The 15,954-nt window shown below is 49.9% G+C and carries 14 protein-coding genes and 1 other RNA gene; 8 read left to right on the top strand and 7 right to left on the bottom strand.

Translation table 11 applies throughout. The features are described 5' to 3' along the window. Positions 1-26 precede the first annotated feature (26 nt). From rimM to ffh, 3 genes are all read right to left on the bottom strand, one after another. Positions 27-575, bottom strand: a complete 549-nt coding sequence (rimM, locus tag ACJHWR_RS13705) for a ribosome maturation factor RimM (protein WP_000043335.1) — start codon at positions 573-575, stop codon at positions 27-29. A gap of 18 nt (positions 576-593) precedes the next feature. Then, positions 594-842 (bottom strand): 30S ribosomal protein S16, encoded by a 249-nt coding sequence (rpsP, locus tag ACJHWR_RS13710; RefSeq protein ID WP_000256450.1) that lies wholly within the window; start codon positions 840-842, stop codon positions 594-596. A gap of 136 nt (positions 843-978) precedes the next feature. Further along, positions 979-2,340: a signal recognition particle protein gene (gene ffh, locus ACJHWR_RS13715; protein ID WP_000460039.1), complete on the bottom strand. Its 1,362-nt coding sequence runs from the start codon at positions 2,338-2,340 to the stop codon at positions 979-981. 166 nt (positions 2,341-2,506) lie between these two features. Between ffh and ACJHWR_RS13720 the strand changes: the two genes are divergently transcribed. The 3 genes from ACJHWR_RS13720 to ACJHWR_RS13730 all read left to right on the top strand — a co-directional run bounded on the left by ACJHWR_RS13720 (position 2,507) and on the right by ACJHWR_RS13730 (position 5,334). Beyond that, positions 2,507-3,298: an inner membrane protein YpjD gene (locus ACJHWR_RS13720; RefSeq protein WP_001338897.1), complete on the top strand. Its 792-nt coding sequence runs from the start codon at positions 2,507-2,509 to the stop codon at positions 3,296-3,298. A 20-nt stretch (positions 3,299-3,318) separates the two neighbouring features. After that, positions 3,319-4,605, top strand: coding sequence for an HlyC/CorC family transporter (locus ACJHWR_RS13725; RefSeq protein WP_010723175.1), 1,287 nt, complete (start codon positions 3,319-3,321; stop codon positions 4,603-4,605). A gap of 123 nt (positions 4,606-4,728) precedes the next feature. Further along, a complete protein-coding gene (locus tag ACJHWR_RS13730; protein WP_001287889.1) occupies positions 4,729-5,334 on the top strand; it encodes a hypothetical protein in 606 nt (201 codons plus the stop codon). Between the two features lie 34 nt (positions 5,335-5,368). Here the strand turns inward: ACJHWR_RS13730 and grpE are convergent, their stop codons facing one another. After that, positions 5,369-5,959, bottom strand: coding sequence for a nucleotide exchange factor GrpE (gene grpE / locus ACJHWR_RS13735; protein WP_012311718.1), 591 nt, complete (start codon positions 5,957-5,959; stop codon positions 5,369-5,371). 122 nt (positions 5,960-6,081) lie between these two features. On the opposite strand from grpE, the gene nadK reads away from it, so the two are divergent. The 3 genes from nadK (at position 6,082) to bamE (ending at position 9,197) form a co-directional block, all read left to right on the top strand. Further along, entirely contained in the window at positions 6,082-6,960 is an 879-nt protein-coding gene (nadK, locus tag ACJHWR_RS13740) for an NAD(+) kinase (protein WP_001059146.1), read from the top strand. A gap of 85 nt (positions 6,961-7,045) precedes the next feature. Further along, complete coding sequence (recN, locus tag ACJHWR_RS13745; RefSeq protein ID WP_000880914.1) at positions 7,046-8,707, top strand: DNA repair protein RecN; 1,662 nt, start codon at positions 7,046-7,048, stop codon at positions 8,705-8,707. Positions 8,708-8,855: 148 nt separating this feature from the next. Further along, the gene (gene bamE / locus ACJHWR_RS13750) at positions 8,856-9,197 is read left to right on the top strand and encodes an outer membrane protein assembly factor BamE (protein ID WP_001203436.1); all 342 of its coding nucleotides are present in this window, start codon (positions 8,856-8,858) and stop codon (positions 9,195-9,197) included. Between the two features lie 61 nt (positions 9,198-9,258). Here bamE and ACJHWR_RS13755 read toward each other — a convergent pair whose 3' ends face one another. Then, a complete protein-coding gene (locus tag ACJHWR_RS13755) occupies positions 9,259-9,549 on the bottom strand; it encodes an RnfH family protein (protein ID WP_001117840.1) in 291 nt (96 codons plus the stop codon). Continuing rightward, on the bottom strand, positions 9,539-9,976 hold the full coding sequence (ratA, locus tag ACJHWR_RS13760) for a type II toxin-antitoxin system toxin RatA (RefSeq protein WP_024175760.1): 438 nt from the start codon (positions 9,974-9,976) through the stop codon (positions 9,539-9,541). Before ratA ends, ACJHWR_RS13755 begins: the two co-directional genes overlap by 11 nt. A gap of 170 nt (positions 9,977-10,146) precedes the next feature. Here ratA and smpB point away from each other — a divergent pair, with 170 nt between their 5' ends. Both smpB and ssrA read left to right on the top strand, forming a co-directional pair. Beyond that, on the top strand, positions 10,147-10,629 hold the full coding sequence (smpB, locus tag ACJHWR_RS13765; RefSeq protein WP_000162574.1) for an SsrA-binding protein SmpB: 483 nt from the start codon (positions 10,147-10,149) through the stop codon (positions 10,627-10,629). Between the two features lie 214 nt (positions 10,630-10,843). Beyond that, positions 10,844-11,206: a transfer-messenger RNA gene (ssrA, locus tag ACJHWR_RS13770) on the top strand. Positions 11,207-11,366: 160 nt separating this feature from the next. On the opposite strand, the gene ypjA is transcribed toward ssrA, so the two are convergent. After that, complete coding sequence (gene ypjA / locus ACJHWR_RS13775) at positions 11,367-15,935, bottom strand: adhesin-like autotransporter YpjA/EhaD (protein WP_024210541.1); 4,569 nt, start codon at positions 15,933-15,935, stop codon at positions 11,367-11,369. Positions 15,936-15,954 lie beyond the last annotated feature (19 nt).

The following is a 15,954-nucleotide window of genomic DNA, read 5'->3' on the forward strand; positions in this document are numbered from 1 at the left end:
CCGTCTTTTACCGTTTATCCGGTGGTTTAAAAACCAGGATCCCAATCTACTTCGATTGAACGAGTAGTGAGATCGACTTTCTTGATAACCTGCCCATCGAGGAACGGTACGAGACGTTCCTTGATACCAAACGCATCTTTCAGGTTTGCCTTAATGACGAGAACGTCATTAGATCCGGTTTCCATCATATCGACGACTTTACCGAGATCGTAGCCTTCAGTGGTTACTACCTGGCAGCCCATCAGGTCTTTCCAGTAGTAGTCACCCTCTTCAAGCTGAGGCAACTGCGATGAATCCACGACAATTTCACAATTCGTCAGCAGGTTCGCCGCATCACGATCGTCAACGCCTTTCAGCTTGATGATCATGTCCTGATTGTGGTGCTTCCAGCTTTCCAGCTGGACTTGCTGCCACTGACCCGCCTTCTGGATAAACCAGGGCTGATAGTCAAAAATGCTTTCGGCGTCTTCGGTGGAAGAAAACACTCTGAGCCACCCACGAATACCGTAAGACGAACCCATTTTTCCCAAAACGATGGGATCAACAGGTGCTTGCGCGGTGAGTTGTTTGCTCATCATGACCACCGTGACAGATTAAGCTGCTTTGTTTACTTCTTTGATCAGCGCAGCAACGCGATCAGAAATAGTTGCGCCCTGGCCAACCCAGTGAGCGATGCGATCCAGATCCAGGCGAGTGCCTTCTTCTTTTTCGCTAGCGATTGGGTTGAAGAAACCAACGCGCTCGATGAAGCGACCGTTGCGTGCATTACGGCTGTCAGCGACAACAACCTGGTAGAACGGACGCTTTTTAGCGCCGTGACGTGCTAAACGAATAGTTACCATAACATCCTCTTGTGTGAATAAAACAACCGGACCCCATCGAGGAACGGAGTCCGGTGTCATATTAAAAGCCCGAAAATTTTACTGATTTCTGGAGAAAATGCAATCAGCAGTTAATAACTCTGTCGCATAAGGTCATTTAGCGACCAGGAAATCCCGGCGGCATCATCCCTTTCATGCTTCTCATCATCTTTGCCATTCCGCCCTTCTTCATTTTCTTCATCATGCGCTGCATGTCGTCGAACTGTTTCAGAAGACGGTTAACGTCCTGCACCTGCATACCGCAACCGGCAGCGATACGGCGTTTACGCGAACCTTTGATGATTTCTGGCTTAGCGCGCTCTTTCATCGTCATCGAGTTGATGATGGCTTCCATACGCACCAGCACTTTATCGTCCATCTGCGACTTGACGTTATCCGGGATCTGCCCCATGCCCGGCAGTTTGCCCATCAGGCTGGCCATGCCGCCCATATTTTTCATCTGGCGCAGTTGCTCAAGAAAATCGTTGAGATCGAAGCCGTCGCCTTTTTTCAGCTTGCTGGCTAATTTCTCTGCCTGCGCGCGGTCAACTTTGCTTTCAATATCTTCGATCAGTGACAGTACGTCGCCCATGCCGAGAATGCGCGACGCGATGCGGTCCGGATGGAACGGCTCCAGCGCCTCAGTTTTCTCGCCAACACCGAGGAACTTGATCGGTTTGCCAGTGATGTGACGAATAGACAGCGCCGCACCGCCGCGGGCATCGCCGTCCACTTTGGTCAACACTACGCCGGTAAGCGATAACGCTTCATTAAATGCTTTTGCCGTATTGGCCGCATCCTGACCGGTCATGGCGTCAACCACAAACAGGGTTTCAACCGGATTAATCGACGCATGGACTTGTTTGATCTCGTCCATCATCGCTTCGTCAACGTGCAGACGACCGGCGGTATCCACCAGCAGCACGTCGTAGAATTTCAGTTTGGCTTCTTTCAGCGCCGCGTTAACGATATCTACCGGCTTCTGACCAACATCAGAAGGGAAGAAATCAACGCCCACCTGCTCTGCCAGCGTCTCCAGCTGTTTGATTGCCGCCGGACGATAAACGTCGGCAGAAACCACCAACACTTTTTTCTTGTGCTTCTCGCGCAGGAACTTACCGAGCTTGCCCACGCTGGTTGTTTTACCGGCACCTTGCAGGCCCGCCATCAGTACCACCGCTGGCGGTTGCGCAGCCAGATTCAGGGTCTGGTTCTCTTCGCCCATCGCCGCAACCAGTTCGTTACGGACGATTTTGACGAACTCCTGCCCCGGCGTCAGGCTCTTATTAACTTCATGACCAACCGCTTTCTCTTTTACGCGATTGATAAACTCACGCACTACCGGCAGAGCGACGTCCGCCTCCAGCAGCGCCATGCGCACTTCGCGCAGCGTATCTTTTACGTTGTCTTCAGTGAGGCGTCCACGGCCACTGATATTGCGCAGCGTGCGCGACAAACGATCGGTTAAATTATCAAACATTGTCTCTCGCCTGGGGTGGAAACGGTTGGCCGCAATCGCGACACATCATCAGTATTTTGCCGCAGTATAACATGAAGGCGTCTTTGTTGTTATGCAACGGTTGGAGCAGCGTTCACCTGACGCTATACTGCTTCTCTTTCTTATTGCTCAAACTGTCGACATTACTATGCCCGTTTTTGCTCTGCTCGCGCTTGTCGCCTACTCCGTCAGTCTTGCGCTGATTGTTCCCGGTCTGCTGCAAAAAAACGGCGGCTGGCGGCGCATGGCTATTATTTCTGCGGTCATTGCGCTGGTCTGCCACGCAATCGCTCTGGAAGCCCGCATCCTGCCCGACGGTGATAGCGGACAAAACCTCAGCCTGCTGAACGTTGGTTCATTGGTCAGTTTGATGATCTGTACGGTAATGACCATTGTGGCTTCTCGCAATCGTGGCTGGTTGCTGCTACCCATTGTCTATGCCTTTGCGCTTATCAACCTGGCGCTGGCGACCTTCATGCCCAATGAATACATCACCCATCTGGAAGCAACGCCTGGGATGCTGGTGCACATTGGCTTATCGCTCTTTTCCTATGCCACGCTGATTATCGCCGCCCTGTACGCGCTGCAACTGGCGTGGATTGATTACCAACTGAAGAACAAGAAGCTGGCGTTTAACCAGGAAATGCCGCCATTGATGAGTATCGAGCGTAAAATGTTCCACATCACGCAGATTGGCGTGGTGCTGCTAACGCTCACGCTTTGCACTGGCCTGTTCTACATGCACAACTTATTTAGCATGGAAAATATCGACAAGGCCGTGCTCTCTATCGTGGCGTGGTTTGTCTATATTGTGCTGCTGTGGGGACATTATCATGAAGGATGGCGTGGACGCCGCGTCGTCTGGTTTAACGTTGCGGGTGCAGTCATTCTGACACTGGCCTACTTCGGCAGCCGAATTGTCCAGCAGTTAATCAGCTAAACCCAGAAAAGGAGTTTCCCCTGGAACACATTTCTACTACTACGTTGATCATTATTCTGATCATCATGGTGGTCATTTCAGCCTATTTTTCCGGGTCCGAAACCGGAATGATGACCCTCAACCGCTATCGTCTGCGACATATGGCGAAACAGGGTAATCGCTCGGCCAAACGCGTCGAAAAATTGCTGCGTAAGCCAGACCGCCTGATTAGCCTGGTGTTAATCGGCAATAACCTGGTCAATATTCTTGCCTCCGCGCTAGGCACTATTGTTGGGATGCGTTTGTACGGCGATGCGGGCGTGGCAATTGCGACTGGTGTGCTGACTTTTGTCGTGCTGGTTTTTGCTGAGGTATTGCCGAAAACCATTGCCGCGCTGTACCCGGAAAAAGTCGCTTATCCGAGTAGTTTTCTGCTGGCTCCGCTGCAAATTTTGATGATGCCGCTGGTCTGGTTGCTGAATGCTATCACCCGTATGCTGATGCGCATGATGGGTATCAAAACCGATATCGTGGTTAGCGGCTCTTTGAGCAAAGAAGAGTTGCGCACTATCGTGCACGAATCGCGCTCACAAATTTCCCGTCGCAATCAGGATATGCTGCTGTCGGTGCTCGATCTGGAAAAAATGACCGTTGATGACATCATGGTGCCGCGCAGTGAAATTATCGGTATTGATATCAACGATGACTGGAAATCGATTCTGCGCCAACTCTCCCACTCACCTCACGGGCGCATCGTGCTCTACCGTGATTCGCTGGACGACGCCATCAGTATGCTGCGTGTGCGTGAAGCCTGGCGACTCATGTCGGAGAAAAAAGAGTTCACCAAAGAAACCATGCTACGCGCCGCGGACGAGATCTATTTTGTCCCGGAAGGTACGCCGCTCAGCACGCAGTTGGTGAAGTTTCAGCGCAACAAAAAGAAAGTCGGCCTGGTCGTCAACGAGTATGGAGACATTCAGGGGCTGGTGACGGTTGAAGATATTCTGGAAGAGATTGTCGGCGATTTCACCACGTCGATGTCGCCAACACTTGCCGAAGAAGTTACGCCACAAAACGACGGTTCGGTGATTATTGATGGCACTGCCAACGTGCGAGAAATTAACAAAGCCTTTAACTGGCATCTACCGGAAGATGATGCTCGTACTGTTAACGGCGTCATTCTGGAAGCGCTGGAGGAGATCCCGGTAGCAGGCACCCGCGTGCGTATTGGCGAGTACGATATTGATATTCTCGACGTTCAGGACAATATGATTAAGCAGGTAAAAGTTTTTCCTGTGAAACCGCTACGCGAGAGCGTGGCGGAGTAACGCAATGGCGAACTCCGGTTCGCCTTTTTTTTTATCGCCGTCTTTTAGGATTCCATCAATTCCTGTCATTTACTTAGCAATGTAATAATGTCTTTTCAAACATTCGGAAAGGATATTGATGTTATGTCAGAAGATTATTTAATTGAATGGGATAAGGATTTTGCAGACGATCTCAACGTCGTCGCCAGCGTTTTTTTACAGCACACCCCAACCTTATGGCCCACTATTTTCTCTCAACTTTCGACGCAACCTGAAATCTTTGAAGACGAAGATGAAGACGAATATGGATTACAAGACGTTCTCGATTGCAGTGGAGGCGATCTCGGAAATCATGACCTGGCGCAGGCATTTTTACAGGTTCTGCGCGGTGAAGGACTAATTCAACTCGTTGACTGGAAAGGTGAAGATGAAGAAGGTGAGCTGGCTAATTTTGCTGCAGATCGCTTTTATGAGCTCACAAAAAACCTGACAGCTTCTGAGGAATTAAGGAGTCTTCTTGTCGAAATAACCCAAGAGGATGAAATCTCCGATGTCTGTGAAGCCGGAGACCGTTACCTTGACGAAATCTTTGAACGCATCCAAACCGAACTCAATAAAAGGGGCTTTCAGATTTTTGATCTGAATGAAGGATCTGACACCTATAACGTGGTCGTTCTGCCAATGAACGAATATAAAAAAATAGATGATTTCAACACGCCGTGGCTGGAAGTACAGGATTTTTTAAGCTAAAAAAATGGCCGACTTCGCGTCGGCCATCAGATATTTACTTCGCCTTCGCTACAGTAACCATCGCCGCACGAATCGTACGACCGTTCAGCGTATAACCCTTCTGCATAATGCCCAGTACGTTACCCGGCGCTACGTCGTCAGATTCCACCATTGCGATGGCCTGATGCACATTCGGGTCCAGCGGCACGTTGGTTTCAGAGATAACTTCAACGCCAAATTTACGCACCACATCCAGCATCGACTTCAGCGTCAACTCAATGCCTTCAACCATCGCGGACATATCCGGGTTAGCTTTATCAGCCACTTCCAGCGCGCGATCCAGACTATCGATTACCGGCAGCAATTCGTTGATGAATTTCTCCAGCGCGAATTTGTGAGCTTTTTCAATATCCAGTTCAGTACGACGACGCAGGTTTTCCATTTCGGCTTTTACGCGCAAAATGCCGTCACGTTCACGGGTCTGGGCTTCAGCCAGCTGAGCTTCGAGATTCGCAATTTTTTCATCGCGCGGATCCACCTGCTCAGCAGAAGCTTCTGGCTCAACTGCCTCAATCTCTTCGTGCTGATCCATGATAATTTCTTCCGGGGCTTGCCCCTCAGGCGTTTTCTGTTCTTTACTACTCATGAATTTCTCCGCGTTTTTTTCGCATTCATCTCGCTAACTTCGCTTATTATGGGGATCAGTTTCAGGGTTTCAAGGGAAGCACTCACATTGTCATCAATCTTCGCAACAAGGACCTCGGAAAAATGAATAATCATTTCAAGTGTATTGGCATTGTGGGACACCCACGGCACCCCACTGCACTGACAACACATGAAATGCTCTACCGCTGGCTGTGCGCAAAAGGTTACGAGGTCATCGTTGAGCAACAAATCGCTCACGAACTGCAACTGAAGAATGTGAAAACTGGCACGCTCGCGGAGATTGGGCAACTGGCAGATCTCGCGGTAGTTGTTGGTGGCGACGGTAATATGCTGGGCGCGGCGCGCACACTCGCCCGTTACGATATTAAAGTTATTGGAATCAACCGTGGCAACCTGGGTTTCCTGACTGACCTTGACCCCGATAACGCCCAGCAACAATTAGCCGATGTGCTGGAAGGCCACTACATCAGCGAGAAACGTTTTTTGCTGGAAGCGCAAGTTTGTCAGCAAGATTGCCAGAAACGCATCAGCACCGCGATTAACGAAGTGGTACTTCATCCTGGCAAAGTGGCGCATATGATTGAGTTCGAAGTGTATATCGACGAGATCTTTGCGTTTTCTCAGCGTTCCGATGGACTGATTATTTCGACGCCAACAGGCTCCACCGCCTATTCCCTCTCTGCGGGCGGTCCTATTCTCACACCCTCTCTGGATGCGATTACCCTGGTGCCCATGTTCCCGCATACGTTGTCAGCACGACCACTGGTCATAAACAGCAGCAGCACGATCCGTCTGCGTTTTTCGCATCGCCGTAACGACCTGGAAATCAGTTGCGACAGCCAGATAGCACTGCCGATTCAGGAAGGTGAAGATGTCCTGATTCGTCGCTGTGATTACCATCTGAATCTGATTCATCCGAAAGATTACAGTTATTTCAATACATTAAGCACCAAGCTCGGCTGGTCAAAAAAATTATTCTAATTTCACGCCAGCCTCTTTACTGTATATAAAACCAGTTTATACTGTACACAATAACAGTAATGGTTTTTCATACAGGAAAACAACTATGTTGGCACAACTGACCATCAGCAACTTTGCTATCGTTCGTGAGCTTGAGATTGATTTTCATAGCGGCATGACCGTAATAACTGGCGAGACCGGCGCGGGTAAATCTATTGCAATAGATGCCCTCGGTCTTTGTCTCGGTGGTCGCGCTGAAGCCGACATGGTGCGTACCGGCGCTGCTCGCGCTGACCTGTGCGCCCGTTTTTCTCTGAAAGATACGCCAGCGGCCCTGCGCTGGCTGGAAGAAAACCAGCTTGAAGACGGGCATGAATGTTTGCTTCGTCGCGTAATCAGCAGCGATGGTCGCTCCCGTGGTTTTATCAACGGTACAGCGGTTCCTCTTTCACAACTGCGCGAACTGGGTCAGTTGCTGATTCAGATCCATGGTCAGCACGCTCATCAGTTACTCACCAAACCCGAGCACCAAAAATTCCTGCTTGATGGCTATGCCAATGAAACCTCTCTACTCCAGGAAATGACCGCACGTTATCAGTTGTGGCATCAAAGCTGCCGTGACCTCGCGCATCATCAACAGTTAAGTCAGGAACGCGCCGCCCGTGCAGAACTGCTGCAATACCAATTAAAAGAACTTAACGAATTTAATCCGCAGCCCGGAGAGTTTGAGCAAATCGACGAAGAGTACAAACGTCTGGCGAACAGCGGTCAATTGCTGACCACCAGCCAGAATGCATTGGCATTAATGGCCGACGGTGAAGACGCAAACCTGCAAAGTCAGCTTTACACGGCTAAACAACTGGTGAGCGAATTGATTGGCATGGACAGCAAACTGTCCGGCGTACTTGATATGCTGGAAGAAGCTACCATCCAGATTGCTGAAGCCAGCGATGAACTGCGCCACTACTGCGATCGTCTGGACCTCGATCCTAACCGACTGTTTGAACTTGAACAGCGCATCTCAAAACAGATTTCGCTGGCACGTAAACATCACGTCAGCCCTGAGGCATTGCCACAGTATTACCAGTCGCTACTGGAAGAACAGCAGCAACTGGACGATCAGGCCGACTCACAAGAAACGCTCGCGCTGGCGGTAACGAAACATCATCAGCAGGCACTGGAAACCGCGAACGCATTACACCAGCAACGCCAGCACTATGCAGAAGAACTTGCACAGCTGATCACCGACAGTATGCATGCACTCTCTATGCCGCATGGGCAGTTTACGATTGATGTTAAATTTGACGAGCATCACCTGGGCGCTGACGGCGCTGATCGTATTGAATTTCGGGTAACCACCAACCCAGGTCAGCCAATGCAGCCTATTGCCAAAGTCGCATCCGGTGGTGAATTGTCACGCATCGCATTGGCAATTCAGGTCATCACGGCGCGTAAAATGGAAACCCCGGCACTGATTTTTGATGAAGTGGATGTAGGGATTAGCGGCCCAACAGCGGCAGTTGTTGGCAAACTGCTGCGTCAACTCGGCGAATCAACTCAGGTGATGTGTGTTACCCACCTGCCACAAGTCGCGGGATGTGGTCATCAACACTATTTTGTCAGCAAAGAAACCGATGGTGCGATGACAGAAACGCATATGGAGTCGCTGGACAAAAAAGCGCGGTTACAAGAGCTGGCGCGCCTGCTTGGTGGCAGTGAAGTCACACGTAACACACTGGCGAATGCGAAAGAACTGCTTGCGGCGTAAACTTTTTTCCTGCTTCACGGTCAGAGTAAACAGCAAAACGCCGTAGGACCGGAAAGCAAAAGGTTTTAAAGTGATGAAAGGTCTATTATCATCGGCATATTACAGATGAGCCACGTACTGCTCGGGCCCGAAAAGGAATCAAATCACTATGCGCTGTAAAACGCTGACTGCTGCAGCAGCAGTACTATTGATGTTGACCGCAGGCTGTTCCACTCTGGAGCGAGTGGTTTACCGTCCTGACATCAACCAGGGGAATTATCTGACCGCTAACGACGTATCCAAAATACGTGTTGGCATGACGCAACAACAAGTTGCGTACGCATTGGGTACACCGCTGATGTCCGATCCATTTGGTACGAATACCTGGTTCTATGTCTTCCGCCAGCAACCTGGTCATGAAGGTGTAACGCAGCAAACGCTGACGCTGACCTTTAACAGTAGCGGTGTGTTGGCCAACATTGATAACAAACCTGCGCTGAGTGGTAACTAATAATAAAGTTGCTCTCAAAGAGGTTAAAAAAGGTGCTCAATGAGCACCTTTTTTCTGTCTGTTATTTATTCGCTGATTTTTCTGCTCGTTGCCTGCGAAGCTCTTTCGGATCGGCAATGAGAGGACGATAAATCTCCACCCGATCGCCATCATGCACCGTATCGCTCAGTTTGGCCGGACGGCTGTAAATGCCGACTTTGTTTTTAGTTAAATCGATATCGGTACGCAATTCCAGCAAGCCACTGGCGCGAATAGCTTCTTCAACCGTCGCACCCTCCTGCAGCGTCACACGCTGCAGGTACTGCTTCTCAGGTAGCGCATAAGCCACCTCAACGGCAATTTTACCTGGCACTGTAAACCTCTTTCGCACGAACCGTAAAAGCCTGGACCATATTAGCCGCCAGCTCTTTAAACACGCGACCAAAGGCGAGTTCAATCAACTTATTGGTAAACTCAAAGTCGAGATGAAACTCGATACGACACGCCTCCTGGCTCAGCGGCGTAAACTTCCATCCACCGATCAATTTCTTGAACGGCCCATCCACCAGATTCATAAGAATACTTTGGTTACTGGTCAACTGGTTGCGGGTAGTAAACGTTTTGCTGATCCCAGCCTTAGAGACATTTACCGCCGCAGTCATCTGCCCAGGAGTGGACTCCAGAATCCGACTTCCGGTACAACCCGGCAAAAACTGAGGATAAGACTGAACGTCATTCACTAACTGATACATTTGCTCCGCGCTGTAGGGTACCAGTGCGGTCCGGCTAATCTGAGGCATAACAATTTCCATCAACAAAAATCCAACAAATAATATCATTTATCCTGCTGTAAAAAAAACGCTATCCCGGCGCTGGGTAACATCGGGTTCATGCTAAGATAGAGCCTTGTCCCCCGCAGGATTGATATGGGGTGTTTTCGATTTCAGATTACCGATGATTCACGACGCTTATGACGAAGAAAAAAGCACATAAACCTGGTTCAGCGACCATCGCGCTTAACAAGCGCGCCCGTCACGAATACTTTATCGAAGAAGAGTTCGAGGCGGGACTTGCCCTGCAAGGCTGGGAGGTTAAATCCCTGCGCGCAGGAAAAGCCAATATCAGCGACAGCTACGTCCTTCTGCGTGACGGAGAGGCATTTCTGTTTGGCGCTAACATCACGCCAATGGCTGTGGCCTCCACGCATGTGGTGTGCGATCCTACCCGTACCCGCAAGTTACTTCTCAACCAGCGCGAACTGGACTCATTGTACGGTCGCGTCAATCGAGAAGGCTATACCGTAGTGGCGCTCTCCCTGTACTGGAAAAATGCCTGGTGCAAAGTAAAAATCGGCGTCGCCAAAGGTAAGAAACAGCATGATAAACGTTCAGATATCAAAGAACGCGAATGGCAGGTGGATAAAGCGCGTATCATGAAAAACGCCCACCGTTAAACCTGCACTGCAATTATTGACCAGTTCCTCACCGCGCCTCCCTCTCCGGCGGCGCGAATGAACATCTTATTGGCTATCACTTCCGACACAAATGTTGCCATCCCATTGCTTAATCGAATAAAAATCAGGCTACATGGGTGCTAAATCTTTAATGATAACGCCATTGAGGCTGGTCATGGCACTCATGAATCTGGTATACTTACCGTCACACATTGGGGCTGATTCTGGATTCGACGGGATTTGCGAAACCCAAGGTGCATGCCGAGGGGCGGTTGGCCTCGTAAAAAGCCGCAAAAAATAGTCGCAAACGACGAAAACTACGCTTTAGCAGCTTAATAACCTGCTTAGAGCCCTCTCTCCCTAGCCTCCGCTCTTAGGACGGGGATCAAGAGAGGTCAAACCCAAAAGAGATCGCGTGGAAGCCCTGCCTGGGGTTGAAGCGTTAAAACTTAATCAGGCTAGTTTGTTAGTGGCGTGTCCGTCCGCAGCTGGCAAGCGAATGTAAAGACTGACTAAGCATGTAGTACCGAGGATGTAGGAATTTCGGACGCGGGTTCAACTCCCGCCAGCTCCACCAATCATGATTGGACGGTGTAAGGACAACACCAATAAAAACAGGAAGTTAGCAGTCTCAGCAGGACACCGACCAGACGGTGAGGAGACAAAAAAGGATACGCAAAGGAGCCGCGGCTCCTGGTGATATGAAAGCCCACAGATGTGGGCTTTTTCGTTGATGGTCAGAACGACCAGTTCACACCAGCCACTGCGTTCCACGGGGATTCCACACCGGCACCATGGCTATACCCCACCCCGAGATTCCCGCTTAACGAACTGCTGAATGAGGCTTTAATACCTGCCTGGTATATTCCACGTCTGCCCGACAAATCATTGACAAAATTACCGTCATTATTCACTTTCACCCGGTTATCATCGACAAATTCTTTGCGCACAGCCGCCTTCAGCCACGGCTCAACTTCCATGCCGTTCCCCAGACGCATGTTGTAACTCAGCGTTGCGCCCAGTTCACGATATATACTGCGGGTATCGACTGATTTCGATTCCATGCCATTGGATAAATGATATTCGGGGTTATCAGCGGTGAACCCCGTTAACGATGCATACGGCGTCAGGTTCCAGTTACCATCGGTAAATCGCATCCCGGTTTCAATGTGACCGCCCAGCCCGTTGCTGCGATAACTGCCGTTGGCGGCTCCACCGCTGCTCATTTTACCGGCTACGTTACTTTCAAAGCGGTTCAGCTTCACGATACCGTCCAGATAGAAACCACTTTCATGTTCCCAGCTGGCATAGCCCCCCAGAGAATAACTGCCCACACTGCCATGTCCTCCACGATCAAAACCGATATGTGAATGGGAATAACCCATAAAAGCGCCCAGCGTCGCAATCCCCTCAGGAATATCATTACGGCTATCGATCCCCACCGTCATTCCGGTCAGCGTCTGCTCAAACCCGGCACCCGCATCGGTGGTGACATTATTACGGGTGTTATACGTCGTCCCCCAGACATTATTGTTGTGTGGACTCGCTTTCATTATGTTCAACCGCTCGCGAATACTGTTTAGCTCAGCATCAAAGACCAACGGTAATGTTGCTGCCATATTGAGTACGGCTGCCGTAGAAGGCGTGATGCGTTTCTCCGGGACGGGTGTCGGCGTTGGATCGGGAGTCGGGTCTGGTTTCGGATCCGGTTTTGGGTCTGGTTTTGGATCCGGCTTCGGATTTGGGTTGGGGTCCGGGTTGGGTTTGACATCATTGGTCAGGTTCCAGTTGCTGTTGCCGTCGCTTTTCAGGACATACTCATAGGTCCCAAGATCAACGAAACCGCCGGTATTACCCAGCGTAAACGAAGCATCCCCTCCCCCTGTTTTCACCAGCGTCATCGCGTCGTCAGACTGAGGGCTGACGCCGGTATCCTGAACAAAGATTTTAAAATTACCAGTGGCGTTGTTGTTGACGACCAGTTGATCGCCCCGGGAGCCTGCAACGTTGGTATGCAGGTAGAAATTACCGCTGCCGGAAAGTTCACTGGTTGTCAGCGTATTGTAGATACCGTTAGTTGTGGCAGGCGCTGCTGTTTGTGCTGATAAATAAACATCACCGTCGTTGAGGAGCAAACTGTTTACTCTATATTCGCAGTTGCTGGTACCTGCACAGGAATTATTGCTGTTAAGCCAGACACTGCCCCGGCTGGCAGCCGTCAGGTCGGTAAGCGTCGTATCGACGCCATTTCCGATAGTTAATGTCGCGCTATCGGTAATCCGGATCGCCCCTTCGAGTTTAACTGGCGTAACATTATCCCGTGGCGTCATTAACGACAGGCTTCCTGTCGCGCCACTGACCGATGCATCCGCCAGCGTACCTGCATAGACGATTGCCGTCCCGCCAGCGACCTGGAGATCTTCTGCCCGGGCCAGAGCCTGAAACTCATCTTTTGACCGCCCAAGGGTATATTGCCCGCCAGAGTTAACCTTTGTGGCGGAGTCCTGACCCAGGTTTTGCATTGCACCACCCTTGCCAACCGTGGAGTCACGGGCTTCGGTACCTGCTAATACCAATAAATTACCGCCATTTTCCAGCAACGCATTGGTCGCTAAATTTCCGGCAATGGAAAAGGTGCCGTACTGGTGAGTACCGCTGATTTCAATACCGTTAGCCGTGCTCGTCTGGAGAGCGGCACCGCTGTTCTGGATGATATCTGTCGCTTTGCCATTATCGTTGACTGTCAGCGTACCGCCTTCATTAATCGTTGTTTTTACTGCCTCACCGTTAGCCGAAACTGTTTGTATTCCGCCGTCGTTAATCGTTGTCTCATTCGCCACACCCTCGACGATTTGTTCGCCGCCGGTGAGCGTCGTGCCTGTCGCAGTGGCTTTTGTTTTGACGATCTCCCGCCCGCCCGCATTGACCTGTGTTTTGGCGGAAGAGGTGTCTGACTCCACGGTTAACACGCCGCCATTTGTCAGCAGGATATTGTTCGCCGCACCCTGCTCGATGCTGAACGCGACGCCATCAGCGCGTGTCCCTGTGACCCGCGTCGCTCTGGTGGTTGCCACCAACGCGCCCTGGCTACTCTGCTGTATCCCCGTAGCGCTGCCTTTCTCCCGCACATCGAGTGTGCCGCCGTCATTAAGTACCGAGTTTTCAGCCAGACCGCCCTCATTAACTACCTGTGAACCGCCATTAATAATGGAACCTTCCGCTGTCCCGTTTGCCATAATTTGTTGTAGGCCAGAGACGATATCGGTATTGATCGCCTTACCATAATTCTGAACGGTTTGCGTGCCGCCTTTGATGTGCGTTTTATCTGTTGACCCACCATCAACAATTTGTTCACCACTTTCGATATTTGCCTCAGTGGCTAAACCATATACCGTTTGCTTGCCACCTTTGATATTTGCTTTTTCAGAAGTGGCACTGGCATATATTGTTTGGGTACCCGCACTATTAAGTACAGTACCAACATCTTTTCCATAAACATCCATTTTGCCGTTGGCATTAATAATCGTGTCAACTGCCCGGGAACCAGTGACGACTGTTAATGAGCCAGCGTTTTCCAGCACTACATTTTTAGCTTCTGAATTCCTGATGTAGAAAGCATCACCATAACTGTTGGTTCCTTCGATAAGTGTTCCGGAGGTCGTGGAAGCAATTAATGCGCCGCCGGATTGTTGCTCAACATGCTTAGCCTCACCACCGTCCTGAACCTCCAGAACGCCGCCATTATTAAGTCTGGTGCTATCTGTTTTAGCCTCCTTCTGGACAATCAGCTTACCGCCAGCATCAATGGTAGTATTTTTCGCCGAGGTTTTAGCCACTACCGTCAGTTCGCCGGTATTTTCCAGCACAACATAATTAGCCTCTCCTCCGATAATAGTGAAGCGAGAGAGCTTGTTGTATCCTTCGATATCAGTCCCTGCGCCCGTGTTGGCAACTAAAGCACTGCCCGTCTCCTGGTTAACCCCATGTGCAATACCGCCGGTATAGACAATCAGCGAGCCTCCAGCGCTAATATTGCTGCCAGTTGCCGTACCATCTTTCTCAACAATCTGCCGGCTCCCGGAGGATATATTTGTCGTGTCAGCTTTCCCGCCGCTCTTGATATTTTGCGTTCCACTGTTGATATTGGTGCCAGTGGCAATACCATGATTATTAATATTCTGTGTACCACCATTGATTATGGTATTGGTCGCGTTTCCGGCGACATCCATAACCCCGCCATTATCTATTCGGGTCGCATCAGCTTTAGCATTCGTTAAAACTGACATTGTTCCTTTATCTTTAATTATCGTCCTGGTTGCCGAACCATATACGTCTAAATGACCACCGTTTTCCAGCAACACATTGTCTGCCACGTTATTGTGGATGGAGAATGCCCCTTCACTATTCGTACCGCTCACCGTCAAATCGTAAGTCGTTACTTTTAAAGCGGCTCCATCGTGCTGAGTAACATTTGTTGCCATACCACCTCTAACATCAAGCACGCCACCGGAATAAATTTCAATAACATCCGAGGTGCTGGTGTAATCAACAATTTGCGTACCACCAGAATAGATCTGCGTATTTTTTGCCGTTGAATTACTATTCAGAGACTGAGTTCCGCCTTCAATCGTAGTGTCCAGCGCACGGCTCTCATATACTCTTTGCTCACCGCCATTTTTGATGGTGGTTGTTTCTACTGTGCTCTGTTCAACATACTGTCGACCACCATTTATGGTTGTGTTCGTTGCCAGACTTCCTTGTACTACGTCCTGAGAGCCAGACTTATTTATCGTTGTACTGTCGACATGCCCCTGAGTTGTTACTCGTTGGCTGCCACCATCAATGATTGTTCCATTCGCAGTCCCCCCACTTATGTGTGAATTACCCCCCTTAATTGTCGTTCCATTGCTGATACCACCTGTATAAACGTCCTGATTGCCACTCTCGATTATTGTACCTGTGGAAATACCCCCGTCATGAATTGTCTGTCTGCCCCCGTTAATGGTTGTATTATTAGCCTGCCCCACATAATTGTTATGACGTCCTATATCTTGATATCCACCAGATTCAATAAGACTTTCATTAGATATCCCACCATAAACATTCTGCTGGCCATGGTTGATAATATGAGTGTTATTTGTTGTACCTCGTTCATCTACTTTTTGGCTGCCATCTACAGTCTCATCGTTTACCACACCAATAACATCAGGAGTGAAGGCCGCCATCCCGGGCGGGGCATATATCAAGGCAGATATCCATAAGGAAAGTACTGAGCGGCGACAATAATGGAGACTGGTCCTGTTCATAAATTTCATCCTCTGAAAA

The organism is Escherichia sp. WS568 (assembly GCF_046486085.1).
Lineage (GTDB): Bacteria > Pseudomonadota > Gammaproteobacteria > Enterobacterales > Enterobacteriaceae > Escherichia > Escherichia coli.

Coding starts and splice junctions, on each gene's coding strand:
- rimM (WP_000043335.1), bottom strand. CDS start 575: ATGAGCAAACAACTCACCGCGCAAGCACCTGTTGATCCCATCGTTTTG.
- rpsP (WP_000256450.1), bottom strand. CDS start 842: ATGGTAACTATTCGTTTAGCACGTCACGGCGCTAAAAAGCGTCCGTTC.
- ffh (WP_000460039.1), bottom strand. CDS start 2,340: ATGTTTGATAATTTAACCGATCGTTTGTCGCGCACGCTGCGCAATATC.
- ACJHWR_RS13720 (WP_001338897.1), top strand. CDS start 2,507: ATGCCCGTTTTTGCTCTGCTCGCGCTTGTCGCCTACTCCGTCAGTCTT.
- ACJHWR_RS13730 (WP_001287889.1), top strand. CDS start 4,729: ATGTCAGAAGATTATTTAATTGAATGGGATAAGGATTTTGCAGACGAT.
- grpE (WP_012311718.1), bottom strand. CDS start 5,959: ATGAGTAGTAAAGAACAGAAAACGCCTGAGGGGCAAGCCCCGGAAGAA.
- nadK (WP_001059146.1), top strand. CDS start 6,082: ATGAATAATCATTTCAAGTGTATTGGCATTGTGGGACACCCACGGCAC.
- recN (WP_000880914.1), top strand. CDS start 7,046: ATGTTGGCACAACTGACCATCAGCAACTTTGCTATCGTTCGTGAGCTT.
- bamE (WP_001203436.1), top strand. CDS start 8,856: ATGCGCTGTAAAACGCTGACTGCTGCAGCAGCAGTACTATTGATGTTG.
- ratA (WP_024175760.1), bottom strand. CDS start 9,976: ATGCCTCAGATTAGCCGGACCGCACTGGTACCCTACAGCGCGGAGCAA.
- smpB (WP_000162574.1), top strand. CDS start 10,147: ATGACGAAGAAAAAAGCACATAAACCTGGTTCAGCGACCATCGCGCTT.
- ypjA (WP_024210541.1), bottom strand. CDS start 15,935: ATGAACAGGACCAGTCTCCATTATTGTCGCCGCTCAGTACTTTCCTTA.